The 25,871-nt window shown below is 66.3% G+C and carries 26 protein-coding genes; 14 read left to right on the top strand and 12 right to left on the bottom strand.

Annotated features, from left to right (window positions below):
• Positions 1-107: 107 nt before the first annotated feature.
• The 7 genes from lptD to HOP03_12765 all read left to right on the top strand — a co-directional run bounded on the left by lptD (position 108) and on the right by HOP03_12765 (position 7,934).
• Positions 108-2,492, top strand: coding sequence for an LPS assembly protein LptD (lptD, locus tag HOP03_12795; protein ID NOT89045.1), 2,385 nt, complete (start codon positions 108-110; stop codon positions 2,490-2,492).
• Positions 2,493-2,500: 8 nt separating this feature from the next.
• Positions 2,501-3,829, top strand: coding sequence for a molecular chaperone SurA (locus HOP03_12790; protein NOT89044.1), 1,329 nt, complete (start codon positions 2,501-2,503; stop codon positions 3,827-3,829).
• Positions 3,830-3,836: 7 nt separating this feature from the next.
• Positions 3,837-4,847 (top strand): 4-hydroxythreonine-4-phosphate dehydrogenase PdxA, encoded by a 1,011-nt coding sequence (gene pdxA, locus HOP03_12785; GenBank protein ID NOT89043.1) that lies wholly within the window; start codon positions 3,837-3,839, stop codon positions 4,845-4,847.
• Positions 4,844-5,692, top strand: coding sequence for a 16S rRNA (adenine(1518)-N(6)/adenine(1519)-N(6))-dimethyltransferase RsmA (gene rsmA, locus HOP03_12780; GenBank protein ID NOT89042.1), 849 nt, complete (start codon positions 4,844-4,846; stop codon positions 5,690-5,692). The genes pdxA and rsmA overlap by 4 nt, the downstream gene beginning before the upstream one ends.
• Before the next feature lie 305 nt (positions 5,693-5,997).
• Complete coding sequence (gene apaG, locus HOP03_12775; GenBank protein NOT89041.1) at positions 5,998-6,381, top strand: Co2+/Mg2+ efflux protein ApaG; 384 nt, start codon at positions 5,998-6,000, stop codon at positions 6,379-6,381.
• Positions 6,382-6,429: 48 nt separating this feature from the next.
• Positions 6,430-7,272 (top strand): symmetrical bis(5'-nucleosyl)-tetraphosphatase, encoded by an 843-nt coding sequence (locus HOP03_12770; GenBank protein NOT89040.1) that lies wholly within the window; start codon positions 6,430-6,432, stop codon positions 7,270-7,272.
• Positions 7,272-7,934, top strand: coding sequence for a DUF1287 domain-containing protein (locus tag HOP03_12765; GenBank protein ID NOT89039.1), 663 nt, complete (start codon positions 7,272-7,274; stop codon positions 7,932-7,934). The genes HOP03_12770 and HOP03_12765 overlap by 1 nt, the downstream gene beginning before the upstream one ends.
• Before the next feature lie 331 nt (positions 7,935-8,265).
• On the opposite strand, the gene HOP03_12760 is transcribed toward HOP03_12765, so the two are convergent.
• The 10 genes from HOP03_12760 to ompR form a co-directional block, all read right to left on the bottom strand.
• Entirely contained in the window at positions 8,266-8,754 is a 489-nt protein-coding gene (locus tag HOP03_12760; GenBank protein ID NOT89038.1) for a dihydrofolate reductase, read from the bottom strand.
• Between the two features lie 8 nt (positions 8,755-8,762).
• On the bottom strand, positions 8,763-9,557 hold the full coding sequence (locus HOP03_12755) for a thymidylate synthase (protein NOT89037.1): 795 nt from the start codon (positions 9,555-9,557) through the stop codon (positions 8,763-8,765).
• A gap of 10 nt (positions 9,558-9,567) precedes the next feature.
• Positions 9,568-10,446 carry a prolipoprotein diacylglyceryl transferase gene (locus HOP03_12750; protein NOT89036.1) on the bottom strand — a complete coding sequence of 293 codons (879 nt, stop codon included), beginning with the start codon at positions 10,444-10,446 and terminating at the stop codon, positions 9,568-9,570.
• 61 nt (positions 10,447-10,507) lie between these two features.
• Positions 10,508-10,999: a hypothetical protein gene (locus tag HOP03_12745; GenBank protein ID NOT89035.1), complete on the bottom strand. Its 492-nt coding sequence runs from the start codon at positions 10,997-10,999 to the stop codon at positions 10,508-10,510.
• Between the two features lie 11 nt (positions 11,000-11,010).
• The gene (locus tag HOP03_12740) at positions 11,011-11,940 is read right to left on the bottom strand and encodes a YgcG family protein (GenBank protein NOT89034.1); all 930 of its coding nucleotides are present in this window, start codon (positions 11,938-11,940) and stop codon (positions 11,011-11,013) included.
• A gap of 25 nt (positions 11,941-11,965) precedes the next feature.
• Positions 11,966-12,565 (bottom strand): LemA family protein, encoded by a 600-nt coding sequence (locus HOP03_12735; protein NOT89033.1) that lies wholly within the window; start codon positions 12,563-12,565, stop codon positions 11,966-11,968.
• Positions 12,566-12,636: 71 nt separating this feature from the next.
• Positions 12,637-13,371 (bottom strand): TerC family protein, encoded by a 735-nt coding sequence (locus tag HOP03_12730; GenBank protein NOT89032.1) that lies wholly within the window; start codon positions 13,369-13,371, stop codon positions 12,637-12,639.
• Between the two features lie 76 nt (positions 13,372-13,447).
• Positions 13,448-13,828 (bottom strand): diacylglycerol kinase, encoded by a 381-nt coding sequence (locus HOP03_12725; GenBank protein NOT89031.1) that lies wholly within the window; start codon positions 13,826-13,828, stop codon positions 13,448-13,450.
• Between the two features lie 131 nt (positions 13,829-13,959).
• Positions 13,960-15,231 (bottom strand): hypothetical protein, encoded by a 1,272-nt coding sequence (locus HOP03_12720; GenBank protein NOT89030.1) that lies wholly within the window; start codon positions 15,229-15,231, stop codon positions 13,960-13,962.
• Positions 15,228-15,986: a two-component system response regulator OmpR gene (ompR, locus tag HOP03_12715; protein NOT89029.1), complete on the bottom strand. Its 759-nt coding sequence runs from the start codon at positions 15,984-15,986 to the stop codon at positions 15,228-15,230. The genes HOP03_12720 and ompR overlap by 4 nt, the downstream gene beginning before the upstream one ends.
• 204 nt (positions 15,987-16,190) lie before the next feature.
• Between ompR and HOP03_12710 the strand changes: the two genes are divergently transcribed.
• The 7 genes from HOP03_12710 (at position 16,191) to HOP03_12680 (ending at position 24,561) form a co-directional block, all read left to right on the top strand.
• A complete protein-coding gene (locus HOP03_12710) occupies positions 16,191-16,655 on the top strand; it encodes a hypothetical protein (GenBank protein NOT89028.1) in 465 nt (154 codons plus the stop codon).
• 124 nt (positions 16,656-16,779) lie between these two features.
• A complete protein-coding gene (locus tag HOP03_12705) occupies positions 16,780-17,223 on the top strand; it encodes a DUF2946 family protein (protein NOT89027.1) in 444 nt (147 codons plus the stop codon).
• A gap of 73 nt (positions 17,224-17,296) precedes the next feature.
• Positions 17,297-19,465 (top strand): TonB-dependent siderophore receptor, encoded by a 2,169-nt coding sequence (locus HOP03_12700; GenBank protein NOT89026.1) that lies wholly within the window; start codon positions 17,297-17,299, stop codon positions 19,463-19,465.
• A gap of 10 nt (positions 19,466-19,475) precedes the next feature.
• On the top strand, positions 19,476-20,321 hold the full coding sequence (locus HOP03_12695) for a DJ-1/PfpI family protein (protein NOT89025.1): 846 nt from the start codon (positions 19,476-19,478) through the stop codon (positions 20,319-20,321).
• Positions 20,322-20,455: 134 nt separating this feature from the next.
• The gene (locus tag HOP03_12690; GenBank protein NOT89024.1) at positions 20,456-20,944 is read left to right on the top strand and encodes a copper chaperone PCu(A)C; all 489 of its coding nucleotides are present in this window, start codon (positions 20,456-20,458) and stop codon (positions 20,942-20,944) included.
• Between the two features lie 115 nt (positions 20,945-21,059).
• Positions 21,060-23,183 carry a TonB-dependent siderophore receptor gene (locus HOP03_12685; protein NOT89023.1) on the top strand — a complete coding sequence of 708 codons (2,124 nt, stop codon included), beginning with the start codon at positions 21,060-21,062 and terminating at the stop codon, positions 23,181-23,183.
• Positions 23,173-24,561: a PepSY domain-containing protein gene (locus tag HOP03_12680; protein NOT89022.1), complete on the top strand. Its 1,389-nt coding sequence runs from the start codon at positions 23,173-23,175 to the stop codon at positions 24,559-24,561. The genes HOP03_12685 and HOP03_12680 overlap by 11 nt, the downstream gene beginning before the upstream one ends.
• A gap of 179 nt (positions 24,562-24,740) precedes the next feature.
• Here HOP03_12680 and HOP03_12675 read toward each other — a convergent pair whose 3' ends face one another.
• Positions 24,741-25,118, bottom strand: a complete 378-nt coding sequence (locus tag HOP03_12675; GenBank protein NOT89021.1) for a VOC family protein — start codon at positions 25,116-25,118, stop codon at positions 24,741-24,743.
• Between the two features lie 62 nt (positions 25,119-25,180).
• Positions 25,181-25,861, bottom strand: coding sequence for a sigma-70 family RNA polymerase sigma factor (locus tag HOP03_12670; GenBank protein ID NOT89020.1), 681 nt, complete (start codon positions 25,859-25,861; stop codon positions 25,181-25,183).
• Between the last annotated feature and the right edge of the window lie 10 nt (positions 25,862-25,871).

Genomic DNA, 25,871 nt, shown 5'->3' with positions numbered 1-25,871 from the left:
TCGACGGCTTCGGACAGCTCGGGCTGAAGCCGCTCCTGCGGTTGGATGAACCCGGGCTGCGGGCCGCGCGTTGCCGCACCGGGACGGATGCGTCAAGCTAGCCGGATATGTCCAGACTCGGCCCCAACGTGCGAAAGAAACTCCATCTGCTGCCGCTGCCCTTCTGCATCGCACTGTCGCTGTCCGCGCACGCGGCAGATGAGGCGCCCGAGGACTGGGGCCAGTGCCCGATCGAAGACGCGGTGCCTGCGTTCATCGACACGATTCCCGCGACGGACAACACCCCGTCGACGTCGGAGGCAGGCGCGGAAAGCGGCGCGACGGAAGTCAACGGCGACCGGATGACCGGCACCGAGGGCCAGATCGTCGATCTCGACGGCAACGTGAACCTGCGCCGTGGCGATCAGGTGTTGCTGGCGGACAAACTCAGCTACGACCAGGACAAAGAGACGTACACCGCCGAAGGCAGTGTGCGCTACCAGGATCGCGGCATGCGCCTGATCGCCGCGCGCGCCAAAGGCGACCAGGGCAAGGACACCCACGAGCTGGAGGACATCCAATACCAGCTCATCCGCCGTCGCGGCAATGGCGGCGCCAAACGCATCACCATGCAGGGCGACGAGGGTTCGCTGTACGGCTCCACCTACTCCACCTGCCCGCCCGAAGCGCGGCGCTGGGAACTGCGCGCGCAGCGCATCGACGTGAACACCGCCGAAGGCATGGGCACGGCGCATCACGCGACCCTGCGCGTCGGCAGCATCCCGGTGCTGTACCTGCCGTGGTTCCGCTTCCCGATCGACGACCGCCGCCGCACCGGGCTGCTGTACCCCGCGATCTCCTCGTCGGGGCGCAACGGCTTCGACTGGCGGCAACCGATCTACCTGAATCTCGCGCCGAACTACGACGCCACCATCACCCCGCGGCTGATGACCAAACGCGGCCTGCAGCTGGGCGGCGAATTCCGCTATCTCACCGAGACCGGGCGCGGCGTGATCGATGCGGCGTATCTGCCTTCCGACAACCTGACCGATCGCGAGCGCGACAACGAAATCGCCGCAGGCGTTCCCGAGGAGAACCGTCGCGGTTCCAACCGGGGCTTCCTGCGCTTCATCGGCAGCCAGAATCTCGGTCCGAACTGGCAGGCACGCAGCAACATCGCGTGGATCAGCGACACCCGCTACCTTGACGACGCCAGCAATCACCTCAACGGCGGTGCGGCGTCGTTCGTGACCAGCGACATCGGCCTGTACGGCCGTGGCCGCAATTGGGAGGCCTCGATCATGGCCGACCACTGGCAATTGGCCGACTACACGCTGCGCGACGCCAATCTGCCGTTCGACCGCCTGCCGCGCGGTCAGGTGCACTGGGAGCAGGCGTTCGCGGGCCGCTTCACCGCCGGCATCGACGCCGAAGTCGTGCGCTTCGACCACACCGAACTCGCCGGTGGCAGCCGCCTCGATCTCAAGCCCTACATCAGCCTGCCGCTGGAAGGCGACAGCTGGTTCCTGAAACCGGGCCTGGCCTGGCGCTACACCGGTTACGCGCTTGAAAAGGATTCCGCCCTGCCCGGGCGCGACGACAACCCCACCCGCAGCCTGCCGATCGCCACTCTCGATGCCGGTCTGTACTTCGACCGCCACACGCGCTGGGGCGAGTCCGACTACCTCAACACCCTCGAACCGCGGATCTTCTATTTCAACGCGCCCTACCGCGACCAGTCCGGCATCCCGCTGTTCGACACCCGGCCGCTGACCTTCGGCTGGGGCCAGCTGTTCCGCGACAACCGCTATTCCGGCGCCGACCGCCAGGCCGACGGCAACCAACTGACGCTGGCGCTGTCGACCCGCCTGATCCGCGAGGCCGACGGCCACGAAAAACTGTTCCTCAGCGTCGGTCAGATCCGGTATCTCGAAGATTCCCGGGTCACGGTGCCGGGCGAGAGTCCGATCGAGCAGGGCAAATCGGCCTGGATCGTGGACGCCAACTACGCACCCAGCGACCGCTGGACCATCGGCGCGTCCTATCAATGGGACCCGAAGGCCGGCCGTCGCGATCTCGCCAGCCTGCGCACCCGTTATCTGATCGGGGACGAGGGCATCGTCAATCTCAGCTACCGCTATCGTCGCGATCTGCTGGAACAGGCGGATCTGTCGTTCCTGTATCCGATCAACCCGAACTGGAGCGTGGTCGGCCGCTATTACTACTCGCTGCAGGACAACCAGCTGCTGGAAGGTATCGCCGGCGTGCAGTGGGAAAGCTGCTGCCTGGCCGTGCGCCTGGTCGGTCGCCGCTACCTGCGCAGCCGCAGCGGCGATCTCAACGACGCCATTCAGCTGGAGATCGAACTCAAGGGATTAGGCTCCGCAGGACCCGACACGGAGGGCCGTTTGCGTCGTGCTATCCTCGGCTATTACCGCGAGGACCTCTCCCTCGTTCCGCCCCCCCAATCGCGCGGTGGCGGCGATCTCCCCCCTTCAGACCTGGCCCCATGATCCGTCCAATGATCCGTCACACGATCCGTTCGTTCCGCTGCGTCATCATCGCCGCCGCATTCCTCGCCGGCAGCGTCTCCGCCTTCGCTCAGCAACCGCTCGACCGGATCGCCGCAGTGGTCGATGAAGACATCATCCTGCAGAGCGAGCTGGACCGGGCCATCGCGAACATCCGCAACCAATACGCCGGCCGCGAAGCGCAGTTGCCGCCGGGCGACGTCCTGCAGCGCCAGGTGCTGGAGCGTCTGATCCTGATCCGTCTGCAGAGCGCGCGCGCGGCCAGCACCGGCATGCGCATCAGCGATGAGGAAGTGAACGACGCGGTCAACAACATCGCTGCCCAGAACAAGATCACCGTCGACCAGCTGCGTCAGCAGTTGGCCAAGGACGGGTTGAACTACAACGACTTCCGCAACTCGCTTCGGGACGAAATCGTCGTCCAGCGGCTGCGCCAGCGCTTCGCCCAAGGCCGGATCAACGTCAGCGACGCCGAAGTCGACGTGGCGCTGGCCGCGCAGGCCGGTGGCAACACGCAATACCGCCTCGCCCACATCCTGGTCGCGCTGCCCGAAGGCGCCACCGCCGAACAGATCGGTACCGGCCAGAAAAAGATCGAGGGCATCAAGGGCCTGCTCGACCGCGGCGAGATGGAGTTCAGCGCCGCCGCCGTGCGCTATTCCGACAGCCCGAATGCGCTGGAAGGCGGCGACCTCGGCTGGCGCGCGCTCGACCAGATCCCGACCAGTTTCTCCGGCACCATCCGCGGCATGCAGGTCGGCCAGATCATCGGCCCGATCCGTGGCCCCAGCGGCTTCCAGTTGCTCAAGCTGGAAGAGACCCGCAACGCGCAGGCCGGCGACGCGAAGATGGTCACCCAGTATCAAGCGCGCCACATCCTGATCCGCTCCGAAGAGGGCAAGGACGATGCCGCAGCCAAGGCCAAGCTGGAAACCCTGCGCGCGCGGATCACGGGCGGCGCGGATTTCGCGGAGCTTGCCAGCAAGAACTCCGAAGACACCGTGAGCAAGGCCCGTGGCGGCGACCTCGGCTGGTTCGCCCAGGACGATTACGGCACCGACTTCGGCGCCCAGATCGCCTCGCTCGCCGATCGCCAGGTATCGGCACCGTTCAAGACCCAGGCCGGTTGGCACATCCTGCAGCGCATCGGCACCCGTCAGGTCAACGCGACCGACGAAAACCGCCGCAGCCAGATCCGCGAGAGCATCGGCCAGCGCAAGCTGGAAGACGAATGGAACCGGTTCCTGCGCGAGATGCGCGGCGAGGCGTTCATCGATATCCGCGTCGGTACGCCCGCCGCCGCAGCCGGCGCCGGCTGAGCCCGCGATGTCAAGACGCCCCCGTCTCGCGCTGGTCCCGGGCGAGCCGGCCGGCATCGGTCCCGAACTGGTCGTCCGCGCCGCACAGCGCGACTGGGATGCACAGCTGGTCTGCTACGGCGACCGCGACACGCTCATGCGCGCAGCGGAGGCCATCGGCCTGCCACTGCGGCTGATCTCTCCCAACGACCCCAGCGCAGCCGGCCCCGGCCGGCTCGCCCACGTCGAAATTCCGACGATTCTGCCTACCCGCTTCGGCCATCCCGAGCCGCGCAATGCGCGCACGACCATCGGCGCACTCGAAACCGCTGCTGGCGCCTGCCTGCAGGGCCTGTGCGACGGACTGGTCACCGGCCCGGTGAACAAGGCCGCGATCAACGACGGCGGCATTCCCTACACCGGGACCACCGAACTCCTGGCCGCGCAGGCGCGCTGCGACGTGGTGATGATGCTGGCCAACGACATCGTCCGTGTCGCGCTGGCCACCACCCACCTGCCGTTGCGCGCGGTCGCCGACGCGATCACCGCAGACGGGCTCGAATCCACGCTGCGCATCGTCCATCGCGCATTGCGCGACCATTTCGGCATCGCAGCCCCACGCATCGCGGTGCTCGGCCTGAACCCGCATGCCGGCGAAGACGGGCATCTCGGCCAAGAAGAGCGCGACCTGATCATTCCGCTGCTCGAACGCCTGCGCGGCGACGGCTGGAATCTGATCGGGCCGCTGCCGGCCGATACCGCATTCCTGCCGACCAAACTTCCCGACTACGACGCGGTGCTCGCGATGTATCACGACCAGGGCCTGCCGGTCCTGAAGTACAGCGATTTCGCGCATGCGGTGAACATCACCCTCGGCCTGCCTTACCCGCGGGTCGCGGTCGATCACGGCACCGCGCTCGAACTCGCGGGCCAAGGCACCGCCGACCCGTCGAGCCTGTTCGCTGCGATCGAGACCTGCACCCGGCTCGCGCGCACGCGTGCGGCACACATGAATACCGCACGCACGGGCGCCGCATGAGCCGCCACGACGCAAGCAACGAGGCCTCGTTCGGAAAACCGGCGAAAAAATCCCTCGGCCAGCACTTCCTGCACGAACGCGGGGTCGTCGACAAACTCGTGTTCGCGATCGACCCGCGCCCCGGGGATCGCATCGTCGAGATCGGCCCGGGCCAGGGCGCACTGACGTTTCCGTTGCTGGATCGTCATGGTGCATTGACCGCGATCGAATTCGACCGCGATCTGCTCGAACCGCTCACCGCTGCGGCGAAAGCTCACGGCCAGCTGACGCTGATCCATGCCGACGTGATGAACGTCGATTTCACGGCGCTTGCGGCAGGCGCGCAAACGGGTGACGGACGTATCCGCCTGGTCGGCAATCTCCCCTACAACCTGTCGTCGCCGATCCTGTTCCACGCGCTGGACCACGCCGCAGCGGTGCGCGACATGCACTTCATGCTGCAGAAGGAAGTGGTCGACCGCATGGCCGCCGGCCCGGGCAGCAAGGTCTACGGCCGGCTCAGCGTGATGCTGCAGGCGTATTGCACGGTGACCGCACTGTTCAAGGTGCTGCCGGGCGCGTTCCGGCCACCGCCGAAAGTCGACTCCGCCGTGGTCCGGCTGGTGCCGCGCCCGCCTGCGGAGATCGGCATCGACGACCCGCGCCGCTTCGCCGATGTCGTGCGCGCGGCTTTCGGCCAGCGCCGCAAGACCCTGCGCAACGCCCTGGGCAATGTCTGCACCACGGAGCAGATCATCGCCGCCGGCATCGACCCGCAGCGTCGCGCCGAACAGCTCGACGTCGCCGATTTCGTGCGCCTCGCCAATCTCGCCGTGGCCCCGGAAACCGCGGGCACTGTCGCTTAATGGCTCGCAAAATCGCGCTTGCGCACCAGGGCCTGTCAACGCTACAGGGATAGGTCACGCCGCGATTGAGTGCGTGCGGGACAAGGAAGAATGAGGAAATGTATGTCGATACATGCCCGAATGATGACGCAGTACCGCGCGGACTCAATCGCGGCCCTTCGGGTTGCTTCCCTCTGGCCGCCATGCGGCAGCGCGCGGCTTGAACAGGCGGCCAGCCTGTCGCTGCGCCACGCACAACCACCTGACGGCCAGAGGAAAGCAACGTGACCTATCCCGGTAGCGTTGACAGGCCCTAAACTGTGGCCATGGACGAGACCCCCGACCACACCATCGCGATCGACATCGCCACACGCTATCTCGACGAGCAGTCCAAGCCCGACGAGGAGCTGTACTACTTCGCGTATACCATCGGCATCCGCAACACCGGCCGCGTGCCGGCGCAGTTGATCAGCCGGCGCTGGCTGATCGTCGACGCCATCGGTTTCCCGCGCGAGGTGGTCGGCGACGGCGTGGTCGGAGAACAGCCGCGACTGCGTCCCGGCGAGCGCTTCGAATACACATCCAGCACGTTCTTCAAAACGCCCTACGGCACGATGGAAGGCGCCTATGTGATGCGCGCCGACGACGGCGCCGAATTCGAAGCGCCGATCCCGCAGTTCGTACTGTGCATTCCGCGGATGCTGCATTGATCATGCGTCGCGCCGCCGTTTCCGCCGCACGCACGGAGCGTCGCTGACATGGCGGTGTGGGCGATCGGCGACCTGCAGGGCTGCTATGGCCCAACCCAACGCCTGCTGGAAAAGATCCGCTTCGACCCGGCGCAGGACCAACTGTGGTTCTGCGGCGATCTGGTCAACCGTGGCGGCGAATCGCTGGAAACCCTGCGTCTGGTGCATTCGCTGCGCGATCGGAGCATCGTCGTGCTGGGCAATCACGATCTGTCGCTGCTGGCGATCTCCGAGCGCACCGTCGACGACCAGCGCAGGGTCAACCAGGACCTGCAGCGGATCCTGTTCGCGGACGACCGCGATACCTTGATCGACTGGCTGCGGCTGCGTCCGCTGCTGCACAGCGACCGCGCGCTGGGCTGGATGATGATCCACGCCGGGTTGTCGCCGAAGTGGACCACGACGCACGCAGAAAAGCATGCGCGCGAAGTCGAGCACAGACTGCACGGCGATGGCCGGCGCAAACTGCTGCGCAACATGTATGGCGACTTTCCCGCATGGACGCCCGCGCTGCGCGGCGTCGAGCGCGAACGCGCGATCATCAACATCTTCACCCGGCTGCGCTATTGCTCCACGCGCGGGCGGATCGCCTTCAACGAGAAAGGCGCGCCGGGCACGCAGGTGCCCGGACTGTATCCCTGGTATGCCGTGCCGGGTCGCGCCGAGCGCGACCTGAAAATCGTCTGCGGCCACTGGTCCACGCTCGGCCTGTTCATCGGCCACGGCGTGCACGCGATCGATACCGGCGCGGTCTGGGGCGGCAAGCTCACTGCACTGCAACTCGACACCGACGAACTGCGGCTCGTGCAGGTGCCCGGTCGCGAGGTCGCCGTCCCGGGTCCACAGGACTGATGTCCCTCGCTGTTGGCCGGCGCGCGCGGCAACTGCTTGCGCTGTCGTGCGCACTGGCGCTGGGCGCCTGCACCGATTCGACCGCGCAGACCGCGCCCCAGCGCCGACTGGATGAAGCTCGCGCGACGCCTCCCGTAGCGCCTCGCGGAGTCGCGCTGGCGATCGCCGCGCGCCGGCAGATCGGCGTGACCATCCGCTACGATCCCGCCTACACGCGCATCGCCTACCCCGGCGGCGATGTGCCGGAAGCGCGCGGCGTCTGCACCGACGTGGTGATCCGCGCGCTGCGCACCCGGGGCGTCGATCTGCAGCAACGCGTGCACGAAGACATGCGCGCGCATTTCGCGGCGTATCCGCAGAAGTGGGGGCTGCGCGGGCCGGACAGCAATATCGATCACCGCCGCGTCCCCAATCTGCAGACCTGGTTCGCGCGACAAGGCTGGTCGGTCGCCGTCACCGATCGCGCTGCCGACTACCGCGCGGGCGATCTCGTGACCTGGATGTTGCCGGGCAATCTGCCGCACATCGGCATCGTCAGCGAGCGCAAGACCATGCTGCGCGGCGTGCCGCTGGTCATCCACAACATCGGTCGTGGCACCCGCGAGGACGACATCCTCTTCGCTTACGAAATCACCGGTCATTACCGCCCGAAAATGCAGTAGGGCGGGCCCTGGCCCGCCATCAGGCGTAATCGGATGCTGTGGCGGTGGTCGCAGCGAACTCGATGATGGTCAGCCGTGAATGATAGCGTCGCGATGGCGGGCAAGGCCTGAGGTATCCCCACTTTTTCGAGCATTTAAAAAAACGTCGTCATCCCCGCGAACGCGGGGATCCAGCGACTTCCGGCTTCCGCGCAGCGCAAAGGCGCAGGGTTCCCGCGTTCGCGGGAACGACGGGAAAAACAACGGCGACTTCCGATCAATCGATCCGTTTGATTTTCATGAGCAAAAAAGTGGGGATACCCCAGGCTAGGGCCCGCCCCATGACCGCGGATCAAACCCGGGCGTAATCCACGAACGCGAAGGCGAACGCGTGCCGGTCGTCGACCGCGTGCGCCTCGCGCGCGGCCACCCGCCATTGCGCGGCATCGAACGCGGGAAAAAACGCGTCGCAATCATCCACAACCGTATCGACATGGGTCAGATGCAGACGCGTGGCCATCGGCAGCGTGAGCGCATACAGTTCACCGCCGCCGATCACGCACAGCGTTTCCGCGCCGTCCGCTGCGATCCGTGCCAATGCGTCGTCGACCGAGGCCACCGCTTCCATGCCGTCGAACGGCACCCTGCCGCGACGCGTCAGCACCAGATTGCGCCGCTTCGGCAATGCACGCCCCAACGATTCCGCGGTCTTGCGGCCCATCAGCACCGGCTTGCCCAGCGTCAGCGCCTTGAAGCGCTTCAGATCGTCCGGCAGGTGCCACGGCAATGCGTTGCCGCGGCCGATGGCACGGTTGCGATCGAGCGCCGCGATCAGCACCACCGCGACGCTCACACCGCCACCGGCGCCTTGATCGCAGGATGCGGGTCGTAGCCTTCGATGGCGATGTCGTCGTAGACGAAGCCGAAGAGCTCCGTCACCTCGGGATTCAACCGCAGCGTCGGCAGCGCACGCGGTGCGCGCGACAGCTGTTCGCGGGCTTGATCGTAGTGGTTCGAGTACAGATGCGCATCGCCGAGCGTGTGCACGAAGTCGCCCACGCCCAGTCCGCAGACCTGCGCGACCATGTGCGTGAGCAGCGCATAGCTGGCGATGTTGAACGGCACGCCGAGGAAAATATCGCCGCTGCGCTGATACAGCTGGCAGCTGAGCTTGCCATCGGCGACGTAGAACTGGAACATCGTATGGCAGGGCATCAGCGCCATCTTCGACAGATCGGCGACGTTCCAGGCATTGACGATCAGGCGACGCGAATCGGGATTGCGCTTGATCTCGTCGACGACCCAGCGGATCTGGTCGATCTCGCCGCCATCGGCGGTGGCCCAACGCCGCCACTGCTTGCCGTAGACCGGACCGAGTTCGCCGTGTTCGTCGGCCCATTCGTCCCAGATGCTGACCTTGTTGTCCTTCAGATAGGCAGTGTTGGTTTCGCCTTTCAGGAACCACAGCAACTCGTGCACGATCGAACGCAGATGGCATTTCTTGGTGGTGACCAGCGGGAAGCCTGCGTTCAGATCGAACCGCAGCTGCCAGCCGAACACGCTGCGCGTGCCGGTGCCGGTGCGATCGGCCTTTTCGGTGCCGTGTTCCAGCACATGCCGCAACAGATCGAGATAGACCTTCATGGCGTGTGCCTCAACCTGCGCCAGTGACCGGCTGCGGCTGCAGCGTCGGTGACTTGCGCGACAGGAACAGCAGCACCAGGCCCAGCGCGATCAAGGGCGTGGTCAAGACCTGGCCCATGGTCAACCAGTCGAAGGCGAGATAACCGATCTGCTCGTCCGGCAGGCGCACGAATTCGACCAGGAACCGGAAACAGCCGTACAGCAGCGCGAACAGACCGGCGACCGCATAGCGCGGACGCGGATTGCGCGAGAACCACCACACCGCGCAGAACAGCACCACGCCTTCGAGGGTGAATTGATACAACTGCGAAGGATGCCGCGCGAACTGGTCGAGCATGCCGCTGGCGTGCATGCGTTCGAGTTCGGCGCCGCCCAGTCCGTACAGATCGCGTTCGGCGTGGGGAAAAACCACGCCCCAACCGCCTCCGGTGTATTTGCCCCAGAGTTCACCGTTGATGAAATTGCCGAGACGGCCGAAGCCGAGGCCCGGCGGCACCAGCGGCGAGACGAAATCGACGATGTCGAAGAAGTTCATACGGTGCTTGCGCGCCCACCACAGCGACGCGACGAGCACCCCGACCAATCCACCATGGAAACTCATGCCGCCCTGCCAGATCTTGAAGACCTGGATCGGATCGGCGATGTAGGAATCGAGGTCGTAGATCAGGATGTAGCCGATGCGCGCGCCGAAGATCACGCCGAGCATGCTGTAGAACAAGAGGTCGCTGTAAGCCTGTTCACCGATGCCCGGCAGGCGGCCGGCGCGGACCCGGCTGCGGCCGAGGAACCAGGCCACGGTGAAGCCGAGGAGATACATCAACCCGTACCAGTGGACCTTCAGGGATCCGAGTTCGATCAGAACCGGGTTGATCTGGTGCAGAAAAGTCATCGGCAGGGGGGCGTGACGGACGAAGCACGTATTGTGCCGGAGCCGGCAGCTCCGCGGCGCTTCAGTCGAGCATCCGTGGCTGGTCGGTCAGCTCGTTGCGATCTTCGCGGCCGTCGATGTGAGGAAAATGTTCAGCCAGCAGATCGCCGGCAGCCGCGACGCCCTGCAACACCGCATTCTCGGCATCGCCCGCGCGCAGGCGCTCTTCCATCAGCAGACACACGCCGCGCCATTGTTCGTCGCTGACCCGGCCGTCGAGGCCACGATCGGCGAGGATTTCGATGCGCCGATCGGCGAGCAGCAGATGGATCAGGATGCCGTTGTTCTCGGCCGTGTCCCAGACCTTCAAAGCCGCGAACGCGGTCGCCGCACGGTCGCGCGCGGTCTCGCCGCGCCACAGCGCGCCGGTGTCGAGCGCGGACTCCACCGCGAAACAGACCTCACCGCGATGACGGGCCTCATCGCGGGCGATCGCCTCGGCGATCCGCGACAGACTGGCCTCCGGAAACATCCGGCGGGACGACGGCGCGAAGCGATGACGGAACCAGCGCATGATCATCGACGTCACCAGCGCCCGGAAGCGCCGCCTCCCCCGCTGCGACCGCCGCCACCGGACCACCCGCTTGAGCCAGAGCTCGAGGAACTGCTCGGCCAACTGCTGCCGGAGCTGCTGCCGGAACTGCTGGGCCAGGAACCGCCTCCCGATGGCCCCGAGGCGCCGAGATCGCCCCAGCCACCATGCTTCACGTAGCGGCCCATGGACGCGATCGAACCGATCACCATCCCACCCAGCGCAGCCACCAGCACCAGCCACCACGGCGCCGAATAGAGGAACGCTGCGGCACCGCTGGCGGCGCCGCCCAGCAGCATCCGCAACGGCAACGACAGGGTGCCGAACAGGTTGCGGCTGAAGATCGCGACGATGAAGGCGAAGAACATGGCGCCGAACCCATCGGACAGGCCGCCGCCCTCGCCGGTCAGCGGCGCCATCGGTGCCGGCAGCGCTTCGCCTTCGATCAAGCGCACCAGCTGCGCGCTGGCATCGCCGATGCCGCCCGCGAAATCGCCGGCGCGGAATTTCGGCACCAGATATTCCTGGATGACGCGGCCGGCGGTGATGTCGGGAATGGCGCCTTCAAGTCCATAACCCGGCTGGATACGAACTTCACGATCGTCCTTGGCCACCAGCAGCAGCACGCCATCGTCGACGTTGCTGCGCCCGAGCTTCCATTCGTCGAACACCCGCTGCGCATACTGCTCGATCGCTTCGGGCTGCGTGGTCGGCACGATCAGGATCTGCAGCTGGCTGCCCTTGCGTTGCCGCAACGCCAGCGCCTGTTGTTCGAGCTGCGCGATCTGCCCGGCGTTCAACGTGCCGGTGGTATCGACGACAGGGGAAGTGAGCGGCGGAATCGGCGCCAGCGATTGCGCGAACACCGCCAGGGCCAGCATCAGGAGGCCTGCGGACAACAATGCAGCGAATGCGCGGGTCATGGCACGGCTCCGGCGGATGCGCGGATCAGCCGCCCGGCGGCTTGGCCGGGGCCGGCTGGCTGAAATCCACCACCGGCGCATCCTGGATCTCGCGCTCGTTCTCGACCGTGAAACTCGGCTTCTCCTTGTAGCCGAACATCATCGCGGTGAGGTTCACCGGAAACTGGCGGACATGGACGTTGTAGTCGCGCACCGACTGGATGTAACGCTCGCGTTCGACCGTAATGCGGTTCTCGGTGCCTTCCAACTGGGTTTGCAGGTTGAGGAAGGCCTGATCGGATTTCAGGTTCGGGTAGTTCTCGGTGATCACCAGCAGCCGCGACAGCGCGCTGGACAGCTCGCCCTGCGCCTGCTGGAACCGCTGCAGCGATGCGGCATCATCGGGGTTCACCTGGACCTGCCCGACCTTGGCGCGGGCTTCGGTCACGCCGATCAGGATCTTCTCTTCCTGCTGCGCATAGCCCTTCACGGTGGCGACCAGGCCCGGAATGAGGTCGGCGCGGCGCTTGTAAACGTTCAGCACCTGCGCCCACGAGGCTTTGACCGCCTCGTCCTTGCGCTGGATCTCGTTGTAACCGCAACCGGACAGCAGCGCGGCGAGGATCAACAGGACGAATACACGCATGGCAGCACTCCACCGGAGATCATGGCGCGCATTGCAACACCCGATCCACCGCAGCGCAATCGGGCGCGGGCTTATTCCGGCAAGAACCGCTGCTGGCTGCGCTTCTTGGCCCACAGGTTCAGGGATTCGACCGCCGCCGAGAAGCCCATCGCGAAATAGATGTAGCCCTTCGGTATGTGCGCACCGAAACCTTCCGCGACCAGGAATACGCCGACCAGCACGATGAACGCGAGCGCCAGCATCTTCACGGTCGGATTGCTGTCGATGAACTTGCCCAGCGGCGTCGCCGCCATCAGCATCACCGCCACCGCGAGCAGGATCGCGCCGACCATCACCGGGGTCTGGTTGGCCATCCCCACCGCAGCGATCACCGAGTCGAGCGAGAACACGATGTCGATCACGGCGATCTGCGCGATCACGCCCCAGAACACGCTGACAGGCTTGGTGTTGATGTCCTCGCTTTCGGTTTCGCCCTTGATGATGTCGCGGATCTCGCCGGTACCCTTCACCAGCAGAAACGCACCGCCGAGGATCAGCACCAGATCGCGGACCGAAATGCCCAGGCCGAAGATCGTGAACAGGTCGTGGGTCAGGCCTGCCAGCCAAGCCAGCGTCAGCAGCAGCCCGACACGCGAGATGCAGGCCACGGCGATGCCGAATTTACGGGCTTTTTCGCGCTGTTCGTAGGGCAGCCTGGACACCGCGATCGAGATGAACACCAGATTGTCGATACCGAGCACGATCTCGATCGCACTCAAGGTGATGAGGGTGATCCACGTCTGCGGATCGGAGATCAGTTCCAGCATTGCATCACTTCCAATGTATTTGGCGAAGGCATCGACGGGCGCGGCATTCGCGGAGATCGATCAGAAAAACGGAAAATCAGAGATAACGGTCGCCGAGGATCAGGCCCCAGACCAGCAGCACATTCATCATCAGCACGAACACGGCCGCCGAACCCATGTCCTTGGCGCGGCCGGCCAGCTCGTGGAATTCGGGACCATACCGTTCGATGACCGCTTCGACCGCCGAATTGAGCAGTTCGGCGCTGAGCACCAGCAGGCAACTGCCGATCATCAGGAGTCGTTCGACCGCCGTGTCGCCGAGCCACAAGGCCAGCGGCGCCAGGATCATCAGCAGATACACCTCAAGGCGGAACGAGGACTCGTGCAACCACGCGGCACGCAGGCCCTGCATCGACCATTGCGCCGCCTTGAGGATGCGGCCCGGGCCCCGGGGCAGATGTCCGGTGCTGTCGGCCATGTCAGCGGATACCGCGACAATGGCGGGGAGCGAGGACGAACAAGGCGGAAACCGGCATCGGGACCATGGAAAGCAGTCGACGGCCGACGATTTTGCCACAAGCCCCCACGCCACGCCCGACTACCGCCCATTCAGTGTGGCGAAACACCGAGGAACAGCTCCGCCACCATCCCGCCGCCTTCGCGATTGCGCAGCCGCAGCCCGCCGCCATGGACCACGGCGATCCGCGCCACGCTGGCCAAGCCCAGGCCGCTGCCGGGCGTGCTGCGGGCGCGGTCGACGCGATGGAACGGCCGGCCGAGGTCCGCCAGCGCAGCCTCGGGCACGCCGGGACCGCGATCGAAGACGCCCAGCCGCCAACCGTCGCCCATCGCGTCGAGTTCAGCCTCGAACGGCTTGGCGCCATGACCGGCGGCGTTGTCGAACAGATTCGTGAGGGCACGGCGCAGCGCCAACGGCCGGCCATCGATCGTCGCGCTTTCGGGCAGTACCAGCCGCCATGCGCGCCCCTGCCGGGCTTCGTCGGTGGCCAATGCCTGCAGCACCGCGACCAGATCGACCGTTTCCAGCGGTTCATCGCGACCATCGCGCACGTAGTCGATGAACTGTCCGACGATGCCGTCCAGCTCGTCGATGTCGCGCTCCATGTCGGCGCGACCGTCCGCGTCGGTGCCGTGCCCATGCAGCGCCAGCGCGTAGCGCAACCGTCCCAGCGGCGTGCGCATGTCGTGCGAAATTCCGGCAAGCATCAGCTCGCGGTCGCGCGCGGCGGCATGCGTGCGTCCGGCCGCATCGGCCAGCGCCCGCTGCAGTTCGAGGATTTCCGCGCTGGCGAAACGCGGCGGCGCGGGCGGCGGCTCGCCGGCGACGATGCCCGGCGCGGCATCGGCCAGCTCGCGCAGCGGCCGGGTCAGGCTGCGCGCGAACAGCGACGCCGCCAGCAGAAGCAGTGCGCCGATCGCGACCAGCGCGAACAGCAGTCCGCGCTTCAAGGGTTGCGCTTCGCCCAGCACCGGGATGCCGATCCAGCCCTGCATCGGCGGCTGCGCCCGCACCCACAGCTGCACCGGCTTGCCCGACAGGCGCATCGCCCGCTGCGGCAAACGCGCCTTGAGCCGCGCCTCGACGCGCACCAGCAGCGGCATCGAACGAGGCTCGCCCGGCGGCAATTCCGGCCGCCAGCGCATCTCCAATGCGCGCAGATCCGTCATCGCCTCAGTGCGATCGCGCTGCGCCAGCAGCGCATCGGCCGCGACGACCTGCGCATGCAGCGCGCGCGCGATCCGATCCGCGCTGCTGTTGCGCGTCGACAGCGCGAACGCGACCGTGGCCGCGACCAGCGCGGCGATCACCACCGCCGCCAGCAGCAGCAACAGGCGCGCATGCAGATGACGAAAGCTCATGCGTTGCCATCCGATGCATCGTCCGGCACGAAGACATAGCCCGTGCCCCACACCGTCTGCAGCCAGCGCGGGTGTTTCGCGTCGTCCTCCACCTGCTTGCGCAGGCGGCTGATCATCACGTCCATGCTGCGATCGAAGGCATCGTGTTCGCGACCGCGCGCGGCGCTCATCAGCTGGTCGCGGGTCAGCGCCTGGCGCGGGCGCTGCACCAGCGCCGCCAGGACCGCGAATTCGCCGGTGGTCATCCGCAGTTCGCGGCCGTCGCGCGACAGCGTGCGCGCGGCGAGATCGAGCACGCAGCGACCGAACGCGACCTTGCCGCCATCCTCCTTCGGTGCGCCCGGTGCAGCGCGACCGCGACGCAGCACCGCGCGGATGCGCGCGACCAGTTCGCGCGGATTGCCGGGCTTGGACAGATAGTCGTCGGCGCCGATCTCCAAGCCGACGATGCGGTCGATCTCGTCGCCCTTCGCGGTCAGCATCACGATCGGCGTTTCGACGCCTTGTCCACGCAGGCGCCGGCAGATCGACAGCCCGTCTTCGCCCGGCAGCATCAGATCGAGCACGATCAGATCGACATGGTTGCGCGACAGCTGCCGATCCAGTTCGCGACCATCGCCGGCCGCCAGCGTCTCGAAGCCCTGCTGCGCGAGATAGCGCACCAGCAGCTCGCGCATGCGCTCATCGTCGTCCACCACCAGCAGCCGGGGGGCTGGCGATCCGGCGGCGTTCTGCGATTCGTGTGCATTCGGCATGCCGCCATTGTCGCCGCTGGACGGGCGCGGGCAAGCGCGGAATCGCCCGCGAACCGGCACGCCAGCACCGCAGTTGTGAACAGATGTGTCTGCCATCGGCGCCGGACATCTCTGCTCGCATTCCGATGCGATCCGGACACGCCTGTCGCGGCGCGGCAGTGCACGCTGGCCCCACACCCCAACACCGACCCCGGAGCGATCCACATGCACACCAGACACCGCATCTTCCTCGTGGCCGGCCTCGCCGCCGCGCTGGTCGCCACCACCGCCATCTCCGCCCCGCGCATGGCGCGCGGGGACGCGATGCTGCCGCCCACCGCCACCGAACTCGGACTCTCGAAGGTGCACGCGACATCGTGGGATGCGCTGCGCGCCGACGCCGTGGCCCTGCGCCAACTCGGCCGCGACGATCTGCAGGACGGCTTCGTCGCATTCCGCAGCCTGCTCGACCAGCCGACGCCGGATCTGCGCGCGTTCTCCGAGGAATCGCAGCGCAAGGTCGACGCGCACATGGCCGAAGCGCGCGCGCTACGCGACCGCCAGCTCGATCTCTACGAATCGCTGTCGACGGACGAGCAGGCCCGGGTCCGCGCCGCGATGGCAGCGCGTCTGGATCGCTTCGCGGCCTTGCGCGAACGGCTGGCCGGCTTCATGGCGCCAAGGTCGTAATCCCGGCGGCGCAAAGCCGCCTGCATGGCATTTTTTCGTGCGCGCGGACAGGAAAAGACGGCACGGCCCTGTCCGATCGCCGCGTACGGAGAAAGGGCGGATCGACATCGTTATACTCGGCACCATGTCGCGACCCGCCGCATTCCAGCGCTCGATGGCCAGACTCGCCCTGCTGGCGATGCTGGCCTTGGCGCTGTTGCCCGGCATCGGCCGCATCGCGCAACAGACTGGCACCGGCGCTGCGGTCACCAGCAGCGCCCCTGGACAGTTGCTCGGCGCGATCTGCACCACGCAGGGGCTCGCATACGACCCTGCCGTCGCGGCCGTCGAAGCGATCGGCTTCGCAGTGCAGAGCGACGACCCGGGGCGCGGCGCACCCTCGTCACCGCATCCGGACAGCGACTGCGACTATTGCGCAGTCACCGCATCCACGCTCGTCCCGACCTTCGTCTCACTACCGGCTTCGATGCCGCAGGCAGGCATCGCTCCCGTTTCGCAACGCAGCCATGTCGTCGGCTGGCACTACCCGCTCGGCCTCGGCTCGCGCGGTCCCCCGCTCCAGGCCTGAACACACCCGCATCTTTCCCGACCGCGTCCGCCATCGCCGACGCGTCATTGTGTTGTTCCGGAGCCTCTTCCCCATGTCTTTCGCATTGCATGCGATGCCGCGCGCGTCGCTGTTGTCCGTGGCCGTATCCGCCACCCTGATTCCATTTTTTTCCACGCTCGCCGCAGAGCCCCCAGCAGGCAATCCGCAGGCAGGCACGCCCGAGACCCTGGGTGCCGTCGAAGTCGTCGGCAGCCGCCCGTCGTATCAGGCGCCGCCCTCGCGCACCGCGACCAGGACCGACACCCCGACGCTGCGCACGCCGCAGAACGTGCAAGTCGTGCCGCGCGCCGTACTGGAAGACCAGAACGCGCTCAACGTCGCCGACGCCGTGCGCAATGTCGCCGGCACCGGCGCCGACTTCGGCTTCAACGGTGGCAGCCTGCCGCTGCTGATCGTGCGCGGCTTCCCATCCGTCTCGATGAGCGCGCAGGGTTCCACCACCTCCAGCTATTTCTTCAACGGCACCAAGGTCCAGGGTCTGCCGGTAGCGATGAGCGACATCGAATCGGTCGAGGTGATCAAAGGCCCGGCCAGCGTGCTGTACGGGCGGTCCGAACCCGGCGGTCTGGTCAACATCGTCACCCGCCAGCCGCAGGCCGAGCGCGGCTTCCGCGCGTCCGCCACCGGCGGTTCATTCGGGCTGTTGCAGGGATCGGCGGAGGTCTTCGGCGCGCTCGATCAACGCGGGCAGTGGCAGGGTCGCGCGGCGATATCGCATGACGACAATGCCTCCAACCGGGATTTCGTCGAAGACCGGCTGAGCGCATTTTCGGCCGCGCTGGCCTGGGTGCCGAGCGAACGTACCCGGCTGAGCTTCGGTCTGGAACGCAGCCGCCAGCGCTACCGCAACGACTACGGCATTCCCGCGATCGGCGACCGTCCTGCGGACATCGATCGCGACAACCAGTTCAACGAAGGCGGCCCGCTGTCGCGACAGGACAACACCGTCGCACGCATCGATCTGGCACAGACGCTCTCGGAACGCTGGACCCTCAACGTGCACGCGCTGGCGATCGATCAGGACGGCGCGCAATACGATGTGATTCCGACGACCTTCTTTTCCGGCCAGGCCGGACTGATCGCAACCGGCCGTATCGACCGATTCTACAACTACGAACCGCAGCGCGACCGCCAGCTGTATCAGTTCAATGCGGATCTGGTCGGCAAGCTGTCGACCGGTTCGCTGGAACACACCCTGTTGATCGGGGCCGACACCTACCGCGACCGTTTCGACAGCAAAACCACCAGTTTCGTACCGGGGCCGTCGATCGATATCCGCAACCCGGTGTATGGCCAAGTGCCGCCGCTCGATCTGAGCGCGCTGCCGCTGTTCGATCAGCAAGGCCGCACAAGTTGGACCGGCGTCTACGTGCAGGACCAGATCGCATTCGCCAACGGCATCGAGTTGATCGCCGGCGTGCGTCACGACCGCAGCAGCGCACGCTTCGGTGCGCCGGGCACGCGCGCAAACGATCAACGCTTCACCACGCCGCGACTCGGTGCGGTCTGGCAATTCGCGCCGAACCAGAGCGTCTACGCGCAGTTCCAGGAAGGCGTCTCCGCCAACAACGGCCGCAATCTGGCCGGCGATTCGCTGGATTCCGAACAGGCGCGGCTGTACGAGATCGGCCACAAGCTGCAGGCCAACGACGGCAGGCTGACATCCACCCTCGCGTTGTATCAGCTGACCAAGCGCAACATCGCCAACTACGTCCCCGATATCAGCGGTTTCTTCGACACCATCACGGTCGGCGAAGCGCGCGCACGCGGACTGGAATGGGACATCTCCGGGCAGTTGACCGACCGTCTCGCGGTGATCGCGTCCTACGCCTACACGCAGAGCGAAGTCACCCGCGACGAGGCCTATTTGGGCAAGCGTCTTCCGAACGTACCGCGGCACAGCGGCAGCGTCTGGGCGCGTTACGCAATCGGCGAACGCTGGACCTTCGGCGGCGGCGTCTTCGCGCAGGGCGGACGCGCGGGCGACCGGGCCAGCACCTTCGTATTGCCGGGCTACGCGCGCGTTGACGCGATGGCGGCGTATCGCTTCCCGCTGGGCAGCGCGAAAGGGCAGCTGCAGTTCAACGTCAACAATCTGTTCGACCGCGAGTACTTCACCGGCAGCCATCAGCACGTCACCGACTGGAACCAGCCGGGCGCGTCGCGCACGCTGCTGGCGACTTTCCGTATCGATTACTGAGGAACATGCCATGGCCAATCGCAGAGATTTTCTGAAAACCGCGACATCGATCGCCGGCGCGCTGGTGGTCGGTGCCGGGCAGGCGTCCGCTGCAAACACACCAGCGCAGGCCGCCGATGCCCCGCTCGAACACGACATGAGCGCGATGCCGGCCTCATGGATGGGCAACGACAAGATCGCGATGCTGCTGTATCCCGGCTTCACCGCGCTGGACCTGGTCGGGCCGCAATATTTCTTCGCGAACCTGATGGGTGCCAGCGTGCAACTGGTGGCGAAAGACCGCGCGCCGGTGATGAGCGACACCGGGCTGGCGATCGTGCCGACCGCGACGCTGGAGGAATGCCCGGCCGATCTCGACGTGCTGTTCGTGCCCGGCAGCGGCGGTGGCGTGCTGGATGCCATGGAGGACCCCGCGCTGGTCGCCTTCGTCGCCGATCGCGGCGCGCGCGCGAAGTGGGTGACGTCGGTGTGCACCGGCTCGCTGCTGCTCGCCCGCGCCGGCCTGTTGACCGGCTATCGCGCCACCGGGCACTGGGTGGCGCGCGAGGTGCTCGCGGATTTCGGCGCGATTCCGGTGAACGAACGCGTGGTCCGCGACCGCAATCGCATGACCGGCGCGGGCGTCTCCGCAGGGCTGGACCTGGGATTGGCGATGACCGCCGAACTGCGCGACCGCGCCTATGCCGAAGGCGTGCAACTGCTGGCGGAATACGCACCGAAGCCGCCATTCGATGCCGGCACGCCGGACACCGCACCGAAGGCGGTGGTGGAGATGATCGGCGGCATGTTCCCGGGATTCATCGATCGCGCGAAACGCATCGCGCGCGAGATGCCCACAACCGCAAAAGGAGGATGACCGATGGAAGCATTCTTTTTCTTCGCACTGTTCTGGCTGATCGCCTGGGCGATCTTCCTGCTCTCGACCATCGCCGAAAAAGATGGTCGCAAAACCCACTCCCACACCCTGCTCGACGACATCGAGGTCGAACTATGAATATCGCCAACACCCGCACTCTTTCCCATCGTCTGCTGTTCGCCGCGTGCGCGCTGACGCTGTCGTTCGCCGTCGGCGCCGCGCAACCCGCAAAGAAAGACGCCATCGTTCTGGATCAGGCCTGGGCCCGCGCAACGCCGCCCGGCGCGCCGGTCGCGGGCGGGTTCGTGACCATCCGCAATACCGCGAAGCGCGCGGATCGCCTGCTGTCCGCGACCAGCCCGGATGCCAAGACCGTCGAGATCCACGAAATGAGCATGGACAACGGGGTGATGCGGATGCGCAGGCTCGACGATGGTTTGGCGATCTCGCCGAACGGAACGCTGGAGCTGAAACCCGGCGGCTATCACCTGATGTTCATCGGCCCGAAACATCCGTTCGTGCAGGGCGAGACCATCACCGCGACGCTGCGTTTCGAACATGCGGGCACGCGCGAAGTGCGTTTCGAGGTGCGTGCGATGGGAAGCGCCGCGCCGAAGCACTGATCCGCATCGCTGATCCGCATCGCTGATCCGGGGCGCTGATCCACAGACCTCGAATCCGCTGGCATACGCCAGCGGAATACGCCTCTTTGTCTTTTTTTCAGGAATTCCTATCAATATGTCGCACGCAACCCATTCGAAACCGTTTTTCTCCATCCCCAGAATTACAGCGCTGTCCATCGCGATCGCATGCTCGCTCGCGAGTCCGGCATTCGCGGCGCAGACGCCTGCAGACGCCCCCGACGGCGCCACGCCGGAGACGCTCGATACCGTGATCGTCACCGGCACCAAAGCCGATGATGCGTTCGGCGAGAAATCGGGCATCCCGCTGTCGCGGATGCCGCAGAGCGTGCAGGTGATCGACGCCGAACAGATCCAGACCCAGGGTGCGCGCAGCGTCGGCGACCTGCTGCGCAACGTACCCAGCGCGAATCCCGGCAATTCGCGGGTGGCGCGCTATCAGAGTTTCAGCCTGAAGGTCCGCGGCTTTCTCGCCGACCAGATGCGCAACGGCATCCGCCAGCGCTATTACGAAGACATCGACGCCTCGGCGATGTCGAACGTCGATCGCCTCGAAATATTGAAAGGCCCGTCGTCGGTGCTGTACGGCCAGTCGGCGGTCGGCGGGATCATCAGCGTCATCACCCAGCGCCCGGAATCCGGATTCGGCGGCAGCGCCACGATCCGCGTGGGCGAGCACGACGAGCGCGTCGCCGGTTTCGACGTGACCGGCGCGATCGGCGGCAGCGACCGTTTCGCGGCGCGGCTGACCGGCGAGATCGAACGCTCGGGCACCTTCGTCGACGGTCAGGACATCGACCGCAACAACATCGCGCTCGCCGCGCGCTGGAAGGTGTCGGACGCGGTGACTGTGCATTGGCTGTCCGAATACATCGAACGCGAAACGCTCGGCTACGCCGGTCTGCCGGTGGTGGGTACGGTGGTCGGCAACGGTCGCGGCACGGTGTCGCGCGAGCGCTTCCTCGGCGAGCCTTCGCTGCGCCCGCTGACCGCCGATTCGCCGCTGATCCAGCTGTGGGCCGACATCGAACTTTCGGAATCGTGGACCCTGAGCCCGCGCTACCAGTACCAGGGCTTCCGCACCGATTTCAGTCAGGTCCGCCTGCGCAGCATGCAGGCCGATGGCGCCACCGTGAACCGCAACGGACGCTACGGCACCGAGGACGACGATTACCAGATCGCACAACTCGATCTCAGCGGCCATTTCGACACCGGACGCATCGGCCACAAGCTGCTCGTGGGCATCGAAGCGAGCCGCGAAGACAGCACCTTCCTGCAGTACAACCTCACCGATGTCGCGCCGATCAACAGCTACGCGCCCATCTACACCTACCCCGGAGTCGCGCCGACCACCGCCTTCAGTTTCGACTTCGCCGGCCTGGGCGACGGCACCGCGTTCTATGCGCAGGATCTGATCTCGCTGACCCCGTCGTGGGACATCATCGCCGGCATCCGCCACAGTCGTTTCGACTACGAGCAGACCAATGACGGCATCCGCGATGCATCCGAGGTGTCGGCGACGACCTGGCAATTGGCGACCAACCTGCGGCTGTCGGATCGCTGGTCGCTGTTCGGCGGCGTCAACACCGGCTTCGACACCGAAAGCATCCTCGGTGCCCGCGACGCCAACGGCAACACCTTCGACCCGGAACGCTCGGAACAACTCGAAGCGGGCGTGCGGCTGAACACTGATCGCAATCGCCTGAGCGTCGCGGTGTTAGATATCAGCAGGAAGGATGCGCTGACCGCCGATCCGGTCGATCCGGATTTCAGCGTGCAGGACGGTGAACAGCGCGTGCGCGGCATCGAGCTGGAAGGCGTTTCGCAGCTCACTGCGGACTGGGATCTGACCTGGGGGGTCGCCCGTCTGGACGGCAAGGTCACGCGCAGCAACGACGGCGACCAGAATGCGGAACTGGGCGATACGCCGAAGCTCACCGGATTGATCCGTTCGCGCTATGCCATCGCGGGCACGCCGTGGTCGTTCGATGCCGGCGTGTATGCCGTCAGCGACCGGCGACTGGTCAACGGTAGCGATGTGCGCCTGCCCGGCTATGGCCTGGTCGATCTGGGCGTGCAGTACGCGCGCGACGACTGGTCGATCGGCCTGACGATCAACAACGCGCTGGACAAGACGTATTACTCGGCATCGGGCAATGTCTTCAGCGTGTTGCCGGGCGAACCGCGACATGTCGGTCTGCGCGTGCGCCATGCGTTCTGAGTCGGAGGTCGACGCAGCGCGCGACGAAGCGTCCGCCGCCAACAAACCGTATCGCGCGGTGTGGCGCTGGCACTTCCTGATGGGTCTGCTGGTGGCGCCGGTGCTGTTGCTGCTGGCGATCACCGGCGGGCTGTATCTGTACGACAGCGAGATTGAGCGTCTGTGGTATCGCGATCTGATGAACGTGGAGGCCGGCACCGTGCCGGCCTCCGCCGCTGCGCAGGAAGCGGCGGTGCGGCGCGCGTTTCCGGAGGCGAAATTCGTATCGGTGCTGTGGCCGCACGATCGCACCCACGTCAGCACATGGACCGTGCTCGATCCCTCCGAGGGCAAGCTGAGCGTGTTCGTCGACCCGTGGACTGCGCGCGTCGTCGGTGAGCTGCCGCAGGCGCGTCGCCTGATGAACGTGATTTCCACCCTGCACGGCGAACTGCTGCTCGGAACGCCCGGCGACTGGTTCGTGGAGCTCGTCGCCAGCTGCACGCTGATCATGATGCTGACCGGCCTGTATTTGTGGTGGCCTGCGCGCTGGCAATGGCGCAGCGTATTCGTGCCGCGCCTGGGCGCACGCGGGCGCGCATTCTGGCGCGATCTGCATGCGGTACCGTCGGCGCTGCTCGCGGTGGGCGTGATCTTCCTGGTGCTGTCGGGATTGCCGTGGTCGGGATTCTGGGGCGAACAACTGGCGAAATGGGGAACACTGAGCGCCGCAACGATGCCGACGCCGAATTTCCGCGCACCGCCGACCGTCGCCGCGAAGACAGACCCGCACGCCGCGCATCGCAATCCCGATCTTGCCGCGCTGCCATGGACGATCCGTCAGGCCGGTCTGCCGACGCGTCCTGCGGATGCTTCCACGCATGCTTCACATGGCACGATCACGCTGCAGCAGGTGATGGACATCGCCACTGCACGCGGCATGACCCGGATGGGGCCGCGACTGCGCGTGTTCTATCCCGAGAACGCGCAGGGCGTGTTCACCCTGAGTCTGGTGCCCGCGCGCGCGCAGGACCAGCGCACCGTCTATCTCGATCCGCGCGATGGCACGATCGTCCAGGACATCGGCTGGAAGCAATACAGTCCGCTGGGGCACGCCGTGGAATGGGGCGTGATGACCCACATGGGACGACAGTTCGGCGAGCCCAATCGATGGCTGGCACTGTCGATCTGCATCGGCATCGTCGTCAGCGTGATCGCAGGCATCGTGATGTGGTGGCGGCGGCGACCGCGCGGCGGCATCGGCGTGCCCGATGCGCGCAGCCAGTCCCTGCCGAGGCCGCTGATGGCGATGATGGTGGTGCTCGGCGTGCTGTTCCCGTTCGCGGGTGCGGTGCTGTTGCTGCTGGCGATCGGTGAACGACTGACGGCACGTGCATGATGCGGCATCATCGGGCCGATCTTGTGCTGCTGCAGTGAATGCGAGGCACGAAGTCCGACGACTAGCGGCAACCGATGAGGGTTGCCGCTAGCGCGGGTTACGCAATCGCTCCGCCGTTCGTTCGATGGACGTGCCCGTCGATGGCAGCAGCGAGCGCGTCGCCGCGTTGAGACGATGCGTTACTTCCTCCTCGCGGCGCCGGGCGGCTGATAGAGACTCAGCATGTTGCGGTCCGGATCGATGAAATCCAGCGAGAGCCCGCCGTCGGGCGCCTCGCTCACGGGGACCACGATCTCGACGCCTTTCGCCGCGAGCGCTTCGGCGTAATCGTCGATGCCGCCGTCCAGCCTGAACACCACCACCGGGCTGTCGCCGGCCTTGGCGGGGCGCTGGATGAAGACGAGCGTCAGCTCACCGATTTCCGCGAGTGCGAACGGGCCATCGTGGCCTTCGATTTCGTTGAGCGGCAATCCGAGGGTGTCGCGGTAGAACTCGACGGAACGGGACAGTACGCCGACGAAAAACACGATGGCGCCGACTTGGGCATTGCTCAGCATGGAAGATCTCCTGGATATGGATGAAGGCATCGCGGATCCCGGAACAGGAAAGACGATACGGTCTATTCGTTGCCGCCATCGGGCGAAGTGTGAGTACGCCCGCGCAGGATGAGCAGGTGGCCGTCGGCATCGTGGGTGCCGATGGCATCGACGGGGAGTGTTCCGTCGGCGGCGCTCCGGCCGGTGCCGTGGATCGCGGCGATCAAGGTACGGCGCACCAGACCGAATTGCAGATCGGCGCTGCGCGCAGGATCGCGGATGTAGGCCAGCGCCATCGCTTCCGCGCGTTGCGCTGGCGCGAGCATCGCCAGGGTCTTGCGGATCGAAGTCAGGCGCTGTCGGAATGCGGTCGCGCTGAGCCCGAGGATCCTTCGGATCTCTTCGGCGTTCAAACCGTGCAGCGCCAGCACCGCCACGCGCCGTGCCGCTGGCGGCAGGCGTTCGAGCAGGGCGACCGCCGATGGCGGCGTGCGGTCCGGATCGTGCGCGATCCCAGCTTCGATGGTCGCGGCTTCGACGGTCGCGGCCTCGACGGTCGCGGCTTCGCGCCGACGCCTGCGGATCGCACTGCGCGCCTGCATCGTCGCCTGGTTGCGGATCACCCCGCAGAGCCATGCGGGATCGTCGCGTCCGTTCTCCAGCGCGATCAGCAGCGCATCCTGCAGCAGGTCGTCGCTGTCTTCCGGCTTGCGTGTGTGACGCCGGGCTTCGCTGCGCAACTGGCGATAGGTGTCGAGATCCATGCGCGTCGGC

Source organism: Lysobacter sp. (genome assembly GCA_013141175.1).
In the GTDB taxonomy this organism is placed as follows: domain Bacteria; phylum Pseudomonadota; class Gammaproteobacteria; order Xanthomonadales; family Xanthomonadaceae; genus Lysobacter_I.
Note: the sequence above shows the minus strand (reverse complement) of the source record. Positions and strands in the feature narration are given on the sequence as shown.